This is a genomic window from Hamadaea tsunoensis DSM 44101 (assembly GCF_000428945.1).
GTDB classification, from domain to species: domain Bacteria; phylum Actinomycetota; class Actinomycetes; order Mycobacteriales; family Micromonosporaceae; genus Hamadaea; species Hamadaea tsunoensis.
In genome coordinates, this window is the sequence record NZ_KE386821.1 from 82,446 (window position 1) to 100,575 (window position 18,130).

An 18,130-nucleotide genomic window follows, 5' to 3' on the forward strand; every position below is an offset into this window, starting at 1 on the left:
CCGTGAGCCATCATCGACCTTCCGGGCCGAAATCCGTAGTTCGGGGCGCTTTACCTTCTCAGTTCGGGGTAGCGTCCGTCGAGCCGGTCGGGCGCCGGGCCGGACCGCAGCACGTGGTCGAGGAACGCCAGCACGCACCCGCCCGTGATCTCCAGCGCCCGGCGGCCGTCGATCGGGCCAAGCTGACCGAGCAGGTGCGTGATCGGCGGCAGCAGGAAGTACGCGGCATAGTCGGTGAAGTCGAAGTGCTCCGCGCCGTCGACGGCGTACCACCAGGACGGTCCGGTGGACGCGGCGGCCAGCCGGCGGGCGGCGGCCTCGATCTGGCGTTCGTCCGCGGAGGCGCCGGGCCGGCAGGTGCCGGTGAGGCAGCCGTTCTGGGAGCTGAGCAGCAGCATCGGCCGGTCGAGTCCGCCGGTGGCCACCGGACCGAAGGGCGTACCGTCGAGGTCCACGGCGCCCGCGCAGGCCGGATCATCGTGGCAGGCCTGCAACGACGAGGCCCCGCCGAGCGAGTGCCCGATGTAGGCGACCCGGCCGGTGTCGACGTGCCCCGCCAGTCGGTCGGCCGGGCCGAACTCCGCGACCTGCCGGGCGGCAAAGCGCGCGTCGGCCGACCACACCGCGACCAGATCGCCGCCGTCCTGATCGGTGAAGTCGCCCGGGTTCCCGGCCGGCGTACGGCCGATCACCGTGCCGTCGAGCACCGTGATGTTCGCGCTGTAGGTGGGCGTCACCCCGGCGACCACGTAGCCGTGCGACGCCAGCTCCTGCGCCAGCGTCGTGAACTCGGGCGCCGCCAGACCGAGCCCGGGTTCGAGGACCACCAGCGGAAACCGGCCGGCCGCGACCGGCGCCTCGTCGTACTCACCGGTCCGGATCCGGTCCAGCGGCCCGGCCAGGAAGCCCTGCTGCTGCATCCGGCTCCACAGACCCGGCGCGTACGCGGCCGTCGGCCCGGACGTCCCGGTGGCCGGATACCACAGCCACACCGACAGCGCCCGGCCCTGACGCGGCTGCGGGGCCAGCGCGTCGACCCGCGTCGGGTCGGTCCACTCCCTGATCGACCGGCCGACGGCGAACGGCCCGGTCGGCGCGGGCAGCGTACGCGGCTGTTCGCGGGCGATCCCGGCGACACTCACCAGCGTGCTCGCGAGCAGGACGAGGCCGGCGAGGACACCGGCCGACCAGCGCAGCCACCGACGGTTCACACGCACCATCCGACCACGGTAGGACGAAGAGGTACGCGTACCCGAATGAGGCTCAGCGGGTACTCAGTAAGTCGCGGACAGGATCCCAGGAGTCTGCGCGACGTTGGGCTGACCCGCGCGACTGGGCCGTGCCTGGTGGCGCCGGATCGTCCGGCGCCACCACCAGTCGGCCCCGAGTCACGAGATCGGGTAGAGCTGCCCGGCGTTGTGCACGGTGGCGGAGAAGTCCACCTTCCTGCCGTCCACTGTGTACACGTACCGGTCGAGGCGGCGGATCTCCGGCCGGTGTTCGAGGTACGCGGTCATCGCCTGGATCTCGGTCGGCGTCAGCCAGTGCGGCGGGTCGGAGATCGCCCGGAAGCCGCAGATGTCGGCGAGGTCGCGCAGCAGGTCGGCCTGCTGGTCGGTGAGCAGGTTCAGCCGGCTGCGGAAGTAGACGACGTCGGGGTCGATCTCGATCAGCCGGGCCTGCCACAGCCGGTGGACGGCGTTGACGACGGCGTTGCGGGCCATCGCGTCCGACGGGTCGGTGGAGGCGTAGTTGTCCCACATCGGCGCCACGTCCGGCCCGGTACGCAGCCCGTCGAGGATGCCGAGCGACGGCAGCAGCATCCCGCCGCTGCCGAGCAGGTAGACGTCGTCGCCGGCGGCCGCCCGGATGAGTTCGAGGCCCTCCCGGTACGCCTGCTCGCGCCCGTACCCGTCGGGGCGTACGCCGGGCGCGGCGGCGGCGTTGATGAAGTCCAGTTTCAGGTAGCGGAATCCCCAGTCGTGCACCACCCGGCGGATGGTCTCGGCGACGTGCTCGCGCGCCTCCGGCCGGGCCATGTCGAGGGCGTAGTACGGGCCGCCCCAGTTGTTCCCGGCGACGGCCGGGTCGCCGTTCCCGTCGCGCAGCAGCAGCTCCGGCCGTCGCCGGGCGATCCGCGAGTGCGGCAGTGCGATGAAGGGCGCGACCCACAGGCCCGGGACGAAGCCGGCGTCGGCGATCCGGGTGGCCAGTTCGGTCATGCCGCCGGGGAACTTGGCGTTGGGGTGCCAGTCGCCGACGAGTTCCTCCCAGCCGTCGTCGACCTGCACGACGTCGAACGGCAGCCCGCGCAGGTCGGCCACGTCCTTGGTGAGGTGGTCCTCGCTGACCGTCTCGTAGTAGGCGTACCAGCTGCACCAGACGTTGCCGGCCCGGCGGTGGGTACGCCCGAGCCGCTCGCCGAGCAGCCGCGCGTAGTCGGCGAACACCTGCTCCTCCGGCCCGTACGCGAGGAACCAGTCGGCGCCGCCGGACTCGTACCAGCCGGCGAGGGTGTCCTGGTCGGCGACCAGCCGGGGGACGTCGAGGCCGAGCGCGCCGAGCAGGAGCACCTGGCCGTGCTCGTCGCTGAGGGCGGCGACCGCGGAGGAGTGGTGCCGGTTCGGGTCGTCCCACTGCGGGTCGTCGGCGGTGACGAGGCGGTCGGGGTTGGCGATGCGCAGCGGCGGTTCGGACAGCCGGCGCCAGCCGCAGGGGCTCCACGAGTTCCAGCCGTGCCGGTAGAACAGCGCGTCGCCCATGCCGTGCAGGACGGCCACCCGGCCCGGCGGCAGCAGCAGCCCTCCCTCGGTCGGCTGCGGGGCGCCCGGCCCGGTCAGTTCGACCGCCAGGGTCCGGCCAGCCACCTCGACGAGCGTTGCCATGCTTCTCCTTTGGTAAGAGGTGCGGCGGGGCGCGTACGCCCCGCCGCACGACAGGTTGTGCGGGGTCGTGCTACTTGAACAGCGCGTTGACCTGGTCGTTGGCCTTCTTCAACGTGTCACCGGCGCCGGCCTGGCCGAGGACGACCGACTGGATCGCGTCTTGGATGGCCTGGCTGACCTCGTTGCCGTGGTCGGTGATGGGCAGGAAGAAGGTGCCGCCGGACGCCTTGGCCTCATCGGTGAAGACGTGCACGTCCTGGCCCTTGGCCTGGTGGGCGGCCAGCGCCTTGTCGGTCGCCGAGCTGATCGCCGGGAAGACGACCGCGTTGGCGGCCACCAGGTCCTGGCAGTCGGTGGAGCCGAGGAACTTGACCCACTTCCACGCCTCCTCCTGGTGCTTGGTGCCGGCGTAGATGGCGTCGGACAGCCCGTTGATGGCGGACTTGCGGCCCTGCGGACCGGTCGGCAGCGGGGCGAAGGACCGGTCGGCAGCGGGGCGAACGCGTACTTCTGCTTGGCGCCGGAGCCGAGGTAGGAGTTGATGGTCCAGGAGCCGACGATCGTGAGGGCGCCCTGGCCGGCGTCCATCACGGCGTCCCGGCTGAGGGTCGACTGCTTGTCGAACTTGGGCGCGTAGCCCTTGTCGATCAGGTGCGTGAACCAGGTGATGGTGTCGGCGAGCTTGGGGTCGTCGAAGTTGTAGTGCGTGCCCCACGGGTTCTTGTCGAGGTAGGTGAACCCGTTGCTGACGGCCAGGTCGCCCCAGCCGTTCTGGCCCTGGGAGCCGTCGCCCCACTCGGGCAGGAAGCCGTAGACCTTCACGTGGGCCTTGTCGAAGGCGGGGTCGAGACCGTTGTGGCCCTTGGCGTCCACGGTCGCGGCCGCGACGGCCTGCTCGAAGCTGCCGCCGTCGGTCGGGTTCCAGGTCAGGTTGGCGAGGTCCACGCCGGTCTTGGGGGCGAGCGCGGTGTTGTAGACGATCGCCATCGTGTCCCAGTCCTTCGGCAGGCCGTAGCGCTTGCCGTCCTTCACGAACAGGTCCGCGAGCCCGGCCTGGTACTGGTTCAGGTCGACCTTGTCCCGGTCGATGAACGGCTGGATGTCGAGGATCTGGCTGCTGGACACGAACTGCGGGTAGTACGAGGCGTGGTCGGTCCACACGTCGGGGGCGTCACCGGAGGCGAGCTGCGTGGTGAGGTTCTGCCAGTACTGCCCCCACGCCGTCTGGGTGAGCTTGACGGTGATGTTCGGGTTGGCCGTGTGGAACGCGTCCGCGCAGGCCTGGTACGACGCCTTCTGGTTGTCGTCCCAGAGCCAGTAGTTCAGGGTCACGGCTCCGCCCGAGCCGCCGTCCTTCGAGTCGTCGGAGCAGGCCGCAAGGGTGGTAGCGCCGAGCACGACGGCGAGCAGCGTCGCTGCCGTCTTGTGTCGTCGGTTCATCGGTGTCCTTTCCAAGGGGTGTATCCGGGCGTGCGGGTCACTTGATGCCGGTGAAGTTGAGGGACTGCACCAGCCGCTTGCCGAGGAAGATCAGCAGGATCAGCACAGGGACGACGGACAGGGTGGAGGCGGCCATCAGGCCGGTCCAGTCCGGTTGGGTGTTGGGGGATTGCTGCAGGAACACGCCCAGGGCCACGGTCAGCACCCGGGTCTTCTCCTCCCGGCCGACGAGCAGCGGCCAGAGGAAGTCTTTCCAGGCCCACACCGTGGTGGTCAGGCCGATGGTGATCAGCGGGCCGCGGGTCATCGGCATGACGACCCGCCAGAACAGCCCCCACTGGCCCACGCCGTCGAGGACGGCGGCCTCCTCGACCTCGGCCGGGACCGACAGGAAGAACTGGCGCAGGAAGAACACCGCGAACGGGGTCATCAGCAGGGAGGGCGCGGCCATGCCGAGGAAGGTGTTCATCAGGTCGAGGTTCTTCACCAGGGTGAAGTTGGGCAGCAGGGTGAAGATCGGCGGCACCATGAGGGCGCCGACGAGGATGCCGAACAGCAGGTCGCGGCCGGGGAAGCGGAGCCGGGCGAAGGCGTACCCGGCCATGGCGCAGAAGAACGTCTGCACGCCGGCGATCAGGCCGCAGTAGATCACCGAGTTGAGGGTGTAGCGCAGGAAGTCGATCTGCGCGCCCGAGCCGCCGGCCGCGCGCGCCTCCTCCGCGCTGACCAGCCCGAGTACGCGTTCGAAGTTGATCAGCGTCGGGTGCTGCGGGAACAGCCGGCCGTTGTCGGCGAAGAGGTCGTTCGCCGGGGTCAGGGCGGTACGCACCATCCAGAGGAACGGGAAGATCGTGATGATGATCGAGAAGCCGAGCGCGCACCAGGCCAGCAGCCGGCCAGGGGTCATCGTGGGGCGGTTCATGGCGGTGTTCTCCTAGCCCAGGTCGGAGCGGGAGGCGCGTAGCAGGCGCATCTGGACGAAGGTGAGGATGCCGAGGATCACGACGAGGACCATCGCGGCGGCCGAGGCGTACCCCATGTGGAAGTACGTGAATGCCTGCTGGTAGATGTAGTAGTAGATGACCCGCGTGGCGCCGACCGGGCCGCCCTTGGAGGTCACCGCGACCGTGTCGAAGATCTGGAACGAGCCGATCATCGACACGACCAGCACCAGGGCGATGATCGGGCGCAGCAGCGGCAGCGTGACGTTGCGGAACATCCGCAGCTCGCCGGCGCCGTCGAGGGCGGCGCTGTCGTAGAGGTGCTGCGGGGTCTGCAGCATGCCCGCGTAGAACAGCAGGGCCGTGTAGCCGGTGTACGCCCAGGTGTTGACCAGCGCGACCGACGGCATCGCCCAGCTCGGCGAGGTGAAGAAGCCGATGTTGTCCAGCCCGACCGCGGTGAGCAGGTGGTTGACGAAGCCGAGGTTGGCGTCGAGGAGGAACAGCCAGAGCAGGCCGACGGTCACGTTGGGCACGAGCCACGGCACGAGGAGCATGGCGCGGACCCAGACCGACCTGGTCAGCCGGTGCATCAGGGCGGCCAGGCCGAGCGCCAGCACCGTCTGCGACCCGATGTTGATCAGCACGTAGTACGCGGTGACCTTGAGCGAGTCCCAGAACTGGGGGTCGTGCACGAGCTTCGTGTAGTTGTCGGCGCCCACGAACGACGGCGTGTTGAGCAGCGAGTAGTCCGTGACCGAGAACCACACGCCGCGAATCGTCGGGTAGACGTAGAACAGCGCGAAGCCGATCAGCACGGGGAGCAGGAACAACGGCGCCACCCGCCGGTCGTCCCGCTTGCGGCGCGCGGCCGCGCCGGCGGGCTGGGAACGGGGGCCGGACCGGCCGCCGCCGGGGAGGTCGGGCCGGCCGCGGCCGGACGCGGCCGTCGCCACGTTCGTGCCGGGGGTGCCCTGCGGCTGGGTCAACATGATCGAAACCTGTCTGTGATTGGGCTCTTGCCTTCGTCGAAGACTCGCCCTAATAATGCAATGGCTCAGCGAAACTTTGTCAACACCTCATCGTCTCAAGTCGGAAACGGTCCGGACTGGACCGGCTCTGACGATCCGTGTATGCCCAGCTCCGCTAGCACATGCCTGTCTCAAGTCCAGCTCTGGAGGTCCGGCACAGCATGGGTACCTCGACGCGAAAGCGCGGCCTCGCCGTGCTCGTCGCACTCCTCGCCACCGTGGCGGCCGGCGTACCGGCGACCCCGGCGGCAGCCCAGCAAGCCCCTTGGCGGCCGGTGCCGCCGGGACCCGCCCCGGTCGTCAACCCGCTCACCGGCTTCATCCCGTACGCCGGGAGCTACAGCACGTTCCCGTACTCGATGGAGTGGTTCTACCTGCCGGTCAACGCGGTCATGTCCGGCCCGGACCGGCTCGACTGGTCCGCCGTGGAAAGTCAGCTGAACGCGATCGCCGCCCGCGGGCACCAGGCCGCGTTCCGCTTCTACCTGGACTATCCGGGCAAGCCGTCCGGCGTACCGCGGTTCCTGCTCGACGGCGGTCTCGTGACGCATTCCTACGACGACTACGGCAACGACGGGATCAGCGTGTCCCCGGACTACGACGACCCGGCCCTCGACACCGCCCTCGACACGTTCATCGCCGCCTTCGGCCACCGGTACGACGGCGACCCGCGGATCGGCTTCATCCAGCTCGGCCTGATCGGGTTCTGGGGCGAGTGGCACACCTACCCGTACGACGGCTGGGCGAAGCCGGAGAACTGGCTCGCCTCCGCCGCCGAGCAGGCCCGGGTCGTCAACGCGTACACCAGTGCGTTCCGGCGTACGCGGCTGCAGGTCCGGTATCCCGGCGCGGACAACGCGGCGGCGCCGGTCGGCTACCACGACGACTCGTTCGCGGTGGAGACCCTGCCCGGGCCCGGCTGGCACTTCATGGACAAGATGACCCAGGCCGGGGCGACCGGCAAGTGGCTGACGCAGTCGATCGGCGGGGAGCTGCGCCCGGAGATCCAGGGCTGCATCTTCGACGCGCCGGCGGACTGCCCCGTCATCGAGGACTTCGCCGACAACGACTTTCCCGGCGGGGTCGCCCAGACGCACGTGTCCTGGCTGCTCAACCAGTACGCGTTCGCGCCCGGCTACACAGGTGGCAACTACGACCGGGCCCTCGCCGGTGCGCAGTCGATGGGCTACCGGCTGCAGGCGACCGGCGTGCGTACCACTGTGGACGGACGGCGGCACGAACTCGGCGTCGACGTGCGGATGCAGGATCTGGGCGTCGCCCCGTTCTACTACGACTGGCCGGTGCAGATCGCGGCCGTCGACAAGCACGGCCGCATCGCGAAGACCTGGACCACGCCGTGGCGGCTGACGACGGTCACTCCGCAGGCCGCCGCGCAGTTCAGTACCCGGCTACCCCTACGCGACCTTCGTCCGGGCGCGTACACGCTGGTGTTGCGGGCGGCCAACCCGATGCCCAACGGGGTGCCGCTGCGCTTCGCCAACGCCGGGCAGGACCAGACCCTCACGGGCTGGCTGACCCTGGGCGGCATCCGCCTCTAGTAACACCCACAGACTCCGCGTCCCGTCCCAACCCGCCCCTCTACCCGGAGGTTGGTTTCGCATGCGCAGTTCATCCCTGCGACGAAGGCTGTCAGCGGCGCTGCTGACGACCGCGCTCGTCGCTTCCGTCCTCACCGGCGGCCCCGCCGCGGCGTTCACCCCGACGCCGCACGGCGTACCGGCCCGGCCGGCGGCGCCCGCCACTCCCGACCCGGCCCTGACGGCACACGCCCTCGCGTACGCCGACGGGGCGCTGGACAACCCGCTCAAGGGTTTCGCCCGCTACTACTTCCCCGGCGACAACGAGAACTCCGGCTACCCGCACTCGTTGCAGTGGAGCTACTTCGGCCTGTCCGAGGTGATGACCGACGCCGCCAACTGCAACAGCTACAACTGGACCGTCCTGGACAACGCGCTCAACGAGATCGCGTCCTACGGCAACCAGGCCGCGATCCGCTTCTACCTCGAATACCCCGGCGGCAGCGGCACCCACCCCGGCAACGCCATCCCGCACTGCTTCGACGGGCACGTCACCTACCGCAACAACACGTACTGGGGCACCGTCAGCCCCGACTACGACAGCGCGTACCTGCTCACGGCGCTGGGCAACTTCATCGCCGCGTTCGGCGCCCGCTACGACGGCGACCCGCGGATCGGCTTCATCCACCTGGGTCTCATCGGCCTCTGGGGCGAGTGGCACACCTGGCCGTTCGACACCGACACGACCGGCGACAGCTACCCGAACCTGATGCCCACCGACGCGCACGCCGCGCAGATCATCACCGACTACGACAACGCCTTCAACAAGACCAAGCTGGAAGTACGCTACCCGGACTCGGGCGGCGGCGGCGCCAACAACCTGGACGTCGGCTACCACGACGACTCGTTCTGCTACAAGGAGGGCAGCCCGCTCGCGGGCGTGACCCTGCCGCAGTCCCTCGGCGGCGCGAACTACGCGCAGCTGCAGCGCGCGCTCAACGTGGGCGTGGAGAACAAGTGGACCACCGACTCGATGGGCGGCGAGGTCCGGCCGGAGATCCAGTCCTCGGCGTTCTCGTTCTGGCCCGGCGGCTCCGGGCAGGTCGACAACATGAAGGCCTGCATCGAGCTGGAGCACACCACCTGGAAGATCAACCAGACCAGCCAGAGCTACGCGGCGACCGACGCCAACGTCGCGGCCGCCGTCCGGCTCATGGGCTACAACCTGAGCGTCAGCAACGCGTACTTCAAGAACTCGGCGACCGGCACGACCAACGTCGGCGTGCAGATCAAGAACGACGGCGTCGCCCCGTTCTACTACCCGTGGACGGTCACCCTCGGCGTCAAGGACAGCACCGGAGCCGTCGTACGCAGCTGGGACACCTCCTGGGATCTGCGTACCGTGCAGCCGCTGAAGATCCGGGCGTTCCCGGACTGGGGCGTGGGATCGGACCCGACCTACCTCGACTACGGCTATCCGCAGTACTTCCAGTCGGCGGTCGACCTGTCGGGGCTCGCTTCCGGCGCGTACTCCCTGGTGTTGCGGGTGAAGAACCCGCTGGAGACGGTGTCGGCGAGCGCGAAGAAGTTCCGGTTCGCCAACGCCACCCAGGGCAGTGACGGCTGGGTCGGCCTGGGGTCGATGTCGGTGGGTTCGGGCGGCGGCGGGGACACCGCGGCGCCGAGCGTGCCCGGTGGCCTGGCGTCGCCGAGCCAGACGAGCGCGTCGATCAGCCTGACCTGGAACGCCTCGACGGACAACACCGGTGTCACCGGCTACCGCGTGCTGCGCAACGGTACGCAGATCGCCACCACCACGACGACCGGCTACACCGACGTCGGGCTGGCCGCCGGAACGTCGTACACCTACACGGTCGCGGCGTACGACGCGGCCGGGAACGTGTCGGCGGCGTCGAGCCCGCTGACGGTGTCGACGCAGACGGCCGGCGGGGGCGGTTCCCCGGCAAGCTACGAGGCCGAGGCGAGCGGCAACACCCTGGCGGGCGGGGCGGCGGTGTCCGCGTGCGGCCCGTGCTCGGGCGGTTCGAAGGTCGGCTACCTCGGCAACGGCGGCACGCTGACCTTCACCGGCGTGGCCGGCGGCAGCGGCGGCAGTACGCCGGTGACCGTCTACTACGCGTCGGCCGAGGCCCGGTCGGCGACCCTGTCGGTCAACGGCGGTACGCCGACCACGGTGAACTTCGCGGCCAGCGGCGGCTGGACGACGGTCGTCTCGGCGACGGTCAACCTGGCCCTGGCGGCCGGGAACAACACGATCACCGTGGCCAACGCGAGCGGATGGGCCCCGGACGTCGACCGGATCACGGTCGGGACCGGGGGAGCGGGGGACACCGCCGCGCCCAGCGTCCCGACCGGCCTGACCTCGCCGAACCAGACGACCACGACGATCGGCCTGTCCTGGACGGCGTCGACGGACAACGTGGGCGTCGCGAGCTACCGGGTCTACCGCGGCACCACCCTGGCGGGAACGGCGACGACGACCTCGTTCACCGACACCGGCCTCACCGCCGGTACGCAGTACAGCTACACGGTCCGGGCGGTCGACGCGGCGGGGAACGTGTCCGCGGCGTCGAGCGCGCTGAACGTCAGCACGTCGTCCGGCACCACACCGCCGCCCACCGGTCTGGTCGTGGACGACTTCGACGGCGTACCGACGTATCCGAGCACCGCGCTGAACGACCTCGGCCGGTGGACGGGCGGCAACTGCTTCCTCAACGGCGGCGGTTCCGGCGTCGAGTCGGGTGGCGCGCTCGCCTTGCAGTACAACAACTGCGGCTGGTTCGGCAGCGACGTGGCGACCGACGTGTCCGGCTACACCTACCTGGTCGTGCGGATCAAGGGGGCGGCCGGTGGCGAGCAGACGCACTTCACGCTCGGCCTCGGCGGCGTCACCCTGCCGTTCAACCAGTTCACCCTCAGCGGTGGCGGGCATCCGGTGATCACGACGGCCTACCAGGACGTCAAGATCCCGATGGTCGCCAACGGGATGAGCCGCACCAGCCCGGGGCAGCTCGCCCTGGCCTTCTGGTACGGCGGCGCGAGCACGGTCTCCATCGATTCGATCAGCTTCACCAACTGATTCCACCGGTTCCGACCACTCAGCCGGCCCGGGGGTGCTGGGAGCGCACCCCCGGGCCTCTTCCGCTCACGGAAAGGGATCCGTGTCCATGAAGCCCCGTCTTGCCTTCTTACTCCTCGCGGCGGTCACGGCGCTGGCCATGACCGTCACCGGTCCGGCGGCCGCCGACACCGGTACGCGTACCGTCACGTTCACCGGTGACCTCGGGACCGTCTTCCCGAATCCGGACCGGGGATTCCACAACCGGTACGAGATCATCAACGACCCGACGGTCAACGACTACGCCACCAACAACAGCATCGCCGGGTTCTCGCCGGACATGCTCGACCGCACCTTCGCCCGGGCCAAGGGCGACGGCGACACGTTGATCCACAGCTACGTCCACCTCGACAAGTACAAGACGGCCGATCTGCCGCCCGCCCTGCTGGACAATCTCGGCACCGGTCTCGCCGCGATCCGGGCCCAGGGGCTGAAGATCGTGCTGCGGTTCGCGTACGCGTGGTCGGAGTCCACGGCCGTCACCGAGGCGCAGATGAACCGGCACCTCGACCAGCTCGGCCCGGTCCTGACCGCCAACGCGGACGTGATCGACCACCTGGAGGCCGGCTTCCTCGGCGCCTGGGGCGAATGGCACGACAGCCAGTTCACCGACGCGTTCAACGCCGACCAGGCGCTCGTGCGCTACCGGCTGATCAAGAAGATCATGGTGTCGACCCCGGCTTCGGTCCCGGTCGCCGTCCGGTACCCGATCTTCAATTACGAGTTCCTGCAGCGCACCACGCCGCCGTCGCCGTGCTCGCTGCCCGACAACTGCCTGCTGACCACCCAGGACAAGGATCGCCTGGGCTTCCACGACGACTGCTTCCTGTCCGACAGCGCCGACATGGGCACCTACGACCAGAACTCGTGGCTCGGCTGGTTCGACACCAGCGCCAAGAAGCAGTGGGTCTACAACATGGCCACCTCCACCGGCGGCAACCAGTTCGTCGGCGGTGAGACCTGCGACTCCGCCGGCGCCGACGACGCCGCCGGGGTCAACGCCCAGTACGAGCTGTCCCACCAGCACTGGACCGAGATCAACGAGGACTACGCGCCGGTCAACATCAACATCTGGAAGGCGGCCAACCTCGCCGCCGCCGGCAACGACCCGGCCGAGACCCTCTTCACCCGGGCCAAGCGCAAGCTCGGCTACCGCCTCCGCCTGATCGACGCCACCTTCACCAGCGCGCCGACGCCCGGTTCCGCCTTCACCTTCGCCGCGCATCTTGCCAACGACGGGTACGCGTCGCCCATCCAGCAGCGCCCGGTCTACCTCGTGTTCGACAGCGGTACGCATCGCTACGACATCGCGTTGCCGGGCGTGGACGCGCGTACGTGGGTGCCGGGGGCGGTCACGATTCCGACCCAGACGGTCACGTTGCCGTCGATGGCCCAGGGCTCCTACACCGTGGCCCTCTGGCTGCCCGACCAGTACGCGAGCCTGCGCTCGAATCCCGCGTACGACGTCCGGCTGGCGAACACCGGCACGTGGAACGCCACGACCGGCTACAACACGCTGGCGACCGGGGTCACGGTCGGACCGTGCCCGGGGGACTGCGATCCGCCGAGCACCCCGACCCTGTCCAGCCCGAGCCACACGACGACCGCGGTCTCCCTGTCCTGGACGGCGTCGACCGACAACGTCGGCGTGACCGGCTACGACCTCTACCGCAACGGCACCAAGATCACGACCGTCACGGGGCTGACGTTCACCGACAGCGGTCTGGCGCCGGGCGGGTACGCGTACACGGTCCGGGCCAAGGACGCGGCCGGCAACGTGTCGGCGGTGAGCAACACGGTGACGGTCAACGTCGGGTGCACCGACTGCGCCGCCCCGAGTACGCCCACCGGCCTCACCTCGCCCAACCAGACGGCGAGCACGATCGGCCTGTCCTGGACGGCGTCGACCGACAACGTCGGCGTCACCGGCTACCGCGTCTACCGGGGATCCACCCTGGCCGGCACGGTCGCCGCGACCACGTTCACCGACACCGGGCTGACCGCCTCGACGGCGTACGCCTACACCGTCGTGGCCGTCGACGCGGCCGGGAACGCCTCGGCGGCCAGCTCTCCGCTGACCGTCAGCACCACGGCACCGCCGCCGGCCGGGCGCGTTCTCGACGACTTCGACGGGACGCCGGCGTACCCGGGATCGGCGCTGAACGACCTCGGGAAGTGGACCGGCGGGAACTGCTTCCTCAACGGAGGCGGCTCCGGGGTCGTGTCCGGCGGGGCGCTCAGCCTGCAATACAACAACTGCGGGTGGTTCGGCAGCGACGTGAACACGGACCTCTCCGCGTACACGTATCTGGTGGTCCGGATCAAGGGCGCGGCCGGCGGCGAGCAGGCGCACTTCAACCTCAACCTCGGCGGGGTCACGAAGGTCTTCGGTGACTTCACCCTGGACGGCGGCGGGCATCCGGCCGTCACCACCGCCTACCAGGACATCAAGATCCCGATGGTCGCCAACGGCATGAGCCGGACCAGCCCGGGGCAGCTCGCGATGGGCTTCTGGTACGGCGGCGCGAGCACCATCACCATCGACGCCATCTCGTTCCAGTGACCCGCCTCCCGGCTCGCCGCCCGTCGGCGAGCCGGGCCGGTTCGGCTCGACGTCCATGATCATGTCGCGCATATCTGTCGAAGGTGATGGCCAGACCTTGATCATGTCGCGCGTATATGTTGCGACGGCCGGATTTCGACGTATACGAGCGACATGATCAAGGCCGGCGGGCGCGCTTGGCGGGTTCGGGTGAAACGGTGACCGATCCGCGGTGGACGATGCGTCGCCCCACTCAGGTGGCAGTGGAGTCCCCGGAGCGCAGCGATAGGGGCGGAACGGTCTCCCGCGGGAGGAGCGGAGGCGAGATCGACGAACCCGGGACACCATGCCCAAAAAGATCTTGATCATGATCAGACGCTCTGCGGAGGGCGGCGAGCGCGACCACGGCGGCGAGCAGCATGATCGCGGCGCTGGTCCAGACGGTGGTGTGCATGCTGGCGACGAACGCCTCCCGGGCGGACCGCAGCAGATCCGCGGCCGCGGTCGGGGACAGGCGCCCGGCGGTGGCCACGGCTCCGCCGAGGGTTTCCCGGGCCAGGGCGGGTGCCGCATCGGTGATCCGGGCGCGGTAGACCGCGGTGGCGACGCTGCCGAGGATCGCTATTCCCAGCGCGCCGCCGAATTCGCTCGCGGTCTCCATCAACGCCGACGACGCCCCGGCGCGCTCAGGGGGAACGGTGCCGACGGCGAGCTCCGTGGCCGTCGACAGCACCACGACGATGCCAGCCACGTAGAGCGCGGATCCCACCAGCCACACGCCGAGGCCCGACGTGACCGGCACGGCGCTGAGTACGGCGAACCCGGCGGCGGCCACGACGAACCCCACGGCGATGATCTTCGCCCGGTCCACGCCGCGCCGGGCCAGCGTGGCCGCGATCGGGGCGGTCGCGCCGACCCCGGCCGACGGCACGAGGCTCCACAGTGCACCCCGCAGTGGGCTCATGCCGAGGACCAGCTGCAGGTACTGGGTGGACAGGACCGCGAAACCGATCATCGCGAAGGTCGCGAGCAGGCTCACCGCGACCGAACCCGCGAACGCCGGTCGGCGCAGGATCGCGAGGTCCAGCATTGGGTCCGCACGGCGCCGCTGCCGCCGGACGAACACCGCCGCGATCACCAGACCGGCGAGGCCGGCGGCGGCCCGGGTCAGGTCGGCGCCGTGCGCGGCGATCTCCTTGATCGCCCAGATGACCGGCAGGACCGCCACGATCGAGAGGACGGCACCGGCGAGGTCGAACCGGCCGGCCGCCGGGTTGCGGTACTCCGGCAGCAGGACCGGCGCCAGGGCCAGCAGCAGCACCATCGCCGGAATGTTGATCAGGAAGACCGATCCCCACCAGAAGTGTTCGAGCAGCAGGCCGCTGACGATCGGGCCGAGCGCGATACCGCCGGTCATCACCCCGGTCCAGACCGCGATCGCGGTGGCGCGCTGCTTGTCGTCGTGGAACATGTTGCGGACGAGCGCGAGGGTGGAGGGCATCAGGGTCGCGCCCGCCACGCCGAGAATCGCCCGGGCGCCGATCAGCATCGGTGCGCTGCCCGCGTACGCGGCCAGCGCGGACGCCGAGCTGAAGCCCAGCGCCCCGATCATCAGCAGGCGGCGGCGTCCCATCCGGTCGCCGAGCGCGCCCATGGTGATCAGGAATCCGGCGAGCACGAACCCGTAGATGTCGAAGATCCACAGCTGCTCGGTGCTGCTCGGCGCCAGGTCCCGGCTGATGAACGGCACGGTGAAGTACAGGACCGAGACGTCCATCGAGACCAGCAGCAGCGGCAGGATCAGTACCGCGAGCCCGATCCACTCGCGCCGGCCCGCTCGCGGCGGGGTCGTCGTGTCTGGCACGGCTTCCTCCTGTTGTCCGGCTGTTCCATGGCCATCGCACACGCGCGAATCTACTGCGTAAGGCTTATGCGTTACTGTTTAAGTATTACGCAGTACTAGAATGACGGTCAAGCCCCGCGCAGCGAAGGCGGCGTCACAGCAGGCAGCGTCGAGAAGGCAGCGTCGATGACCGAGACCGGCCCGGTGCCCCCGGCCCTGCAAGCGGCCTGGGGTCTGCGGGAGCGGCCCACCAAGGGGCCGAAGCCGACCCTGAACGCCGAGCGCATCGTCGCGGCCGCCGTCGACGTCGCCCGTGCCGAGGGCTTTCCCGCGGTGTCCATGCCCCGGATCGCCCAGCAGTTGTCGACCTCCGCGATGGCGCTCTACCGCCACGTCGGCAACAAGGATGAACTGGTCCTGCTGATGCTGGAGGCGGCGGCGGGCGAGCCGCCGCCGCCGAAGGCGGCCGGTGAGACCTGGCGGGCCGCGGTCGAGCGGTGGGCGCACGGCATGGCCGCCCTCTTCCAGGAGAGCCCGTGGATGGTGCAGGTGCCCATGGCCGCGCCGCCGGTCACCCCCCGGCAGCTCGCTTGGATGGAGGCCGGTCTGCACGCCCTGACCGGCACCCCACTGGCGGAGGTGGAGAAGCTGTCCCTCCTCATGCTGATCAACGGCTACGTCCGGCACGGCGCCCTCATGCAGGGCCAGATGGTCGAGGCGGCGCGGGCCGGCGGGCGGAGCCCCGACGCGGTGATGGCCGAGTTCGGCGGGTTGCTGCGGCACCTGGTGCAGGCCGATCGATTTCCCTTGCTGCGCAAGGCGATCGACGGCGGCGCGATGGACCGGCCGGAAGATCCGGCCGCCGATTTCTCCTTCGGGCTGGCCCGCATCCTGGACGGCATCGCCGCCCTCATGGCGACCCGCGCGGGGAGCGTGTGACCTTGAGATCGGCCCCCTGACGAGGGTCGGGGAATCAGGTAGAGTTCGTAAAGACTACAGCGATATTCGGAGGGGGTACTCGTGACGGGGGCCATGACCGGCACCGACCTGGCCCGCTTGCGCGAGCTGAACTCCCTGAGCGTCGTACGCGCGCTGCGCGGCCAGCCGCCGGCCACCGTCACCGAGTTGGCGCAGCGTACCGGCCTGTCCCGGCCGTCGGTCGACGTCATGGTGCAAGGACTGATCGCCGAGGAATGGGTCACGATCGTCGAGCCGACCGGCAGCATCGTCGGCCGCCCCGCCCGCCGCTACCAGTTCCGGGCGAGCGCCGGCCATGTACTCGGCGTCGACATCGGTGGGCACAAGGTGCTGGCGATGATCGCCGACCTCGACGGTACCGCTGTGCATTCTGTACGCCATCCGGTCGCCCCCGACGCCGATCCTTCGACCCGGCTCGAGGCGGTCGACGCGGCGATCGCCGAGGCGCTGGAGTACACGAAGATCCACCCGGCGGACATCTGGGCGATCACCGTCGGGGTCACCGGCCCGGTCGACGCGAGCGGCCGGACCACCCTGTTCACTCCGCTGCCCGGGTGGTCCTCGGTCAACCCGGTGGAGCACCTCGGCCGGCGGTTCTCCTGCCCGATCCAGGTCGAGAACGACTGCAAGCTGGCGGCCGTCGCCGAGCGGTGGCACGGGGTGGCCCAGGACGCCGACGACATCGTCTACGTGCTGGCCGGAATGCGTACCGGCGCCGGTTTGATCATCGACGGGACGCTGCGGCGCGGCTTCGGCGGCGCCGCCGGTGAGATCGGCGCCCTGCGCGCCGTACGCTGGCTGGACGCCCCCTCGCATCTGCAGGGCTGTCCGGGCGTACCGGAGTCGGTGGGGCCGGACGACGCGGCGGCCTGGGTGTTCGCGGCCGCCCGCGCCGGCGACCCGGCCGCCAAGACCGCGGTACGCCGATACACCAAGGATCTCGCCGTCGGCACGGCCGCCCTCGTGCTGACCCTCGACCCGCAGGTGGTCGTGATCGGCGGCGGCTTCTCCCGGTCGGCCGACCTGATCAGCGACGTGCTGCGCCGCGAGCTGGAACGGTTGTGCCTGCGCGTACCGGAGATCCGGGCGTCCACATTGGGCGACGAGAGCGTGGCGCTCGGCGCGTTGCGGCTGGCCCTGGACGAGGTGGACCTGCGGCTGTTCGGCGCGGGCCTGTCCGCACCGGTGGCGCCGCGCCGCGCGTCCTGATTCCTCCTCACGAGGTCTCGGCGCCGCCCTCATCGCGGTAGCGGGGCCGGGGCCTGCGGCCGCATCGCGGCCTCGACCTGCGCAGCGAACTCCGGCGCGGCCCGGCGGACCCGGATCTCCCCGCCGTCGCGGCTGACCTGTGCCCGGGCGATCACCGCGCGGCGCGAGAAGAGCAGGACGATCCAGCCGGCCAAGCCCGCGACGATCAACCCCACCGCCTGGCCCGCGTCGAGGCCGAACTGCTCGACATCGTGCTCCGGGTGGGTGGTCAGGGCGATGCCCAGCGCGAATCCCGCCACCATCAGTCCGATGAGGACCCAGCCCGCGGTGAGCAGCGTCGTCCGCCGCCGCCCGCACCGGTCGCAGTACGCCCACCGGGGCACGTCCACCACCCGGCGCGTCGCCGCCCGGATGGCGAGGAACACGACGCCGCCCAACGGAAGAGTCGCCCAGGTCCACGGCGCCGGGGCCGACTCGAACCTCGTCGCCGGGGTGCGGGTGGCGGCAGCGCCGTGACGCGTACAGACGGTCGTGTGGAAGCCGTTCGCGACCCAGTACGCGGGGATCGACACCTGCACAGCTGC

Annotated in this window: 12 protein-coding genes; 5 read left to right on the plus strand and 7 right to left on the minus strand. The window is 70.2% G+C overall.

The window, feature by feature from the left end; translation table 11 throughout:
* Positions 1-50: 50 nt before the first annotated feature.
* From G401_RS0139445 to G401_RS0139480, 5 genes are all read right to left on the minus strand, one after another.
* The gene (locus G401_RS0139445) at positions 51-1,220 is read right to left on the minus strand and encodes an alpha/beta hydrolase family protein (protein ID WP_051367929.1); all 1,170 of its coding nucleotides are present in this window, start codon (positions 1,218-1,220) and stop codon (positions 51-53) included.
* 168 nt (positions 1,221-1,388) lie between these two features.
* A complete protein-coding gene (locus tag G401_RS0139450; protein ID WP_027346812.1) occupies positions 1,389-2,885 on the minus strand; it encodes a glycoside hydrolase family 36 protein in 1,497 nt (498 codons plus the stop codon).
* Between the two features lie 108 nt (positions 2,886-2,993).
* Complete coding sequence (locus tag G401_RS51570; protein ID WP_211240965.1) at positions 2,994-4,325, minus strand: ABC transporter substrate-binding protein; 1,332 nt, start codon at positions 4,323-4,325, stop codon at positions 2,994-2,996.
* A 37-nt stretch (positions 4,326-4,362) separates the two neighbouring features.
* Entirely contained in the window at positions 4,363-5,247 is an 885-nt protein-coding gene (locus tag G401_RS0139475; RefSeq protein ID WP_027346814.1) for a carbohydrate ABC transporter permease, read from the minus strand.
* A gap of 12 nt (positions 5,248-5,259) precedes the next feature.
* A complete protein-coding gene (locus G401_RS0139480; RefSeq protein WP_084558106.1) occupies positions 5,260-6,258 on the minus strand; it encodes a carbohydrate ABC transporter permease in 999 nt (332 codons plus the stop codon).
* A 200-nt stretch (positions 6,259-6,458) separates the two neighbouring features.
* Here G401_RS0139480 and G401_RS0139485 point away from each other — a divergent pair, with 200 nt between their 5' ends.
* The 3 genes from G401_RS0139485 to G401_RS0139495 all read left to right on the plus strand — a co-directional run bounded on the left by G401_RS0139485 (position 6,459) and on the right by G401_RS0139495 (position 13,537).
* Positions 6,459-7,856: a DUF4832 domain-containing protein gene (locus tag G401_RS0139485; RefSeq protein ID WP_027346816.1), complete on the plus strand. Its 1,398-nt coding sequence runs from the start codon at positions 6,459-6,461 to the stop codon at positions 7,854-7,856.
* A gap of 61 nt (positions 7,857-7,917) precedes the next feature.
* Positions 7,918-10,935, plus strand: coding sequence for a fibronectin type III domain-containing protein (locus tag G401_RS58125; RefSeq protein ID WP_084558108.1), 3,018 nt, complete (start codon positions 7,918-7,920; stop codon positions 10,933-10,935).
* An 88-nt stretch (positions 10,936-11,023) separates the two neighbouring features.
* Positions 11,024-13,537 (plus strand): DUF4832 domain-containing protein, encoded by a 2,514-nt coding sequence (locus G401_RS0139495; protein ID WP_027346817.1) that lies wholly within the window; start codon positions 11,024-11,026, stop codon positions 13,535-13,537.
* 232 nt (positions 13,538-13,769) lie between these two features.
* Here G401_RS0139495 and G401_RS0139500 read toward each other — a convergent pair whose 3' ends face one another.
* Entirely contained in the window at positions 13,770-15,380 is a 1,611-nt protein-coding gene (locus G401_RS0139500; protein WP_027346818.1) for an MFS transporter, read from the minus strand.
* A 165-nt stretch (positions 15,381-15,545) separates the two neighbouring features.
* Here G401_RS0139500 and G401_RS0139505 point away from each other — a divergent pair, with 165 nt between their 5' ends.
* Both G401_RS0139505 and G401_RS0139510 read left to right on the plus strand, forming a co-directional pair.
* Positions 15,546-16,298: a TetR/AcrR family transcriptional regulator gene (locus G401_RS0139505; protein WP_027346819.1), complete on the plus strand. Its 753-nt coding sequence runs from the start codon at positions 15,546-15,548 to the stop codon at positions 16,296-16,298.
* A gap of 81 nt (positions 16,299-16,379) precedes the next feature.
* Complete coding sequence (locus G401_RS0139510) at positions 16,380-17,546, plus strand: ROK family transcriptional regulator (RefSeq protein ID WP_027346820.1); 1,167 nt, start codon at positions 16,380-16,382, stop codon at positions 17,544-17,546.
* A 29-nt stretch (positions 17,547-17,575) separates the two neighbouring features.
* Here G401_RS0139510 and G401_RS0139515 read toward each other — a convergent pair whose 3' ends face one another.
* The gene (locus G401_RS0139515; protein ID WP_027346821.1) at positions 17,576-18,124 is read right to left on the minus strand and encodes a hypothetical protein; all 549 of its coding nucleotides are present in this window, start codon (positions 18,122-18,124) and stop codon (positions 17,576-17,578) included.
* Positions 18,125-18,130 lie beyond the last annotated feature (6 nt).

What these genes read in the sequence shown, in the direction of transcription:
- G401_RS0139445 (WP_051367929.1), bottom strand. Translation starts at nt 1,220, where the DNA reads ATGGTGCGTGTGAACCGTCGGTGGCTGCGCTGGTCGGCCGGTGTCCTC.
- G401_RS0139450 (WP_027346812.1), bottom strand. Translation starts at nt 2,885, where the DNA reads ATGGCAACGCTCGTCGAGGTGGCTGGCCGGACCCTGGCGGTCGAACTG.
- G401_RS51570 (WP_211240965.1), bottom strand. Translation starts at nt 4,325, where the DNA reads ATGAACCGACGACACAAGACGGCAGCGACGCTGCTCGCCGTCGTGCTC.
- G401_RS0139475 (WP_027346814.1), bottom strand. Translation starts at nt 5,247, where the DNA reads ATGAACCGCCCCACGATGACCCCTGGCCGGCTGCTGGCCTGGTGCGCG.
- G401_RS0139480 (WP_084558106.1), bottom strand. Translation starts at nt 6,258, where the DNA reads ATGTTGACCCAGCCGCAGGGCACCCCCGGCACGAACGTGGCGACGGCC.
- G401_RS0139485 (WP_027346816.1), top strand. Translation starts at nt 6,459, where the DNA reads ATGGGTACCTCGACGCGAAAGCGCGGCCTCGCCGTGCTCGTCGCACTC.
- G401_RS58125 (WP_084558108.1), top strand. Translation starts at nt 7,918, where the DNA reads ATGCGCAGTTCATCCCTGCGACGAAGGCTGTCAGCGGCGCTGCTGACG.
- G401_RS0139495 (WP_027346817.1), top strand. Translation starts at nt 11,024, where the DNA reads ATGAAGCCCCGTCTTGCCTTCTTACTCCTCGCGGCGGTCACGGCGCTG.
- G401_RS0139505 (WP_027346819.1), top strand. Translation starts at nt 15,546, where the DNA reads ATGACCGAGACCGGCCCGGTGCCCCCGGCCCTGCAAGCGGCCTGGGGT.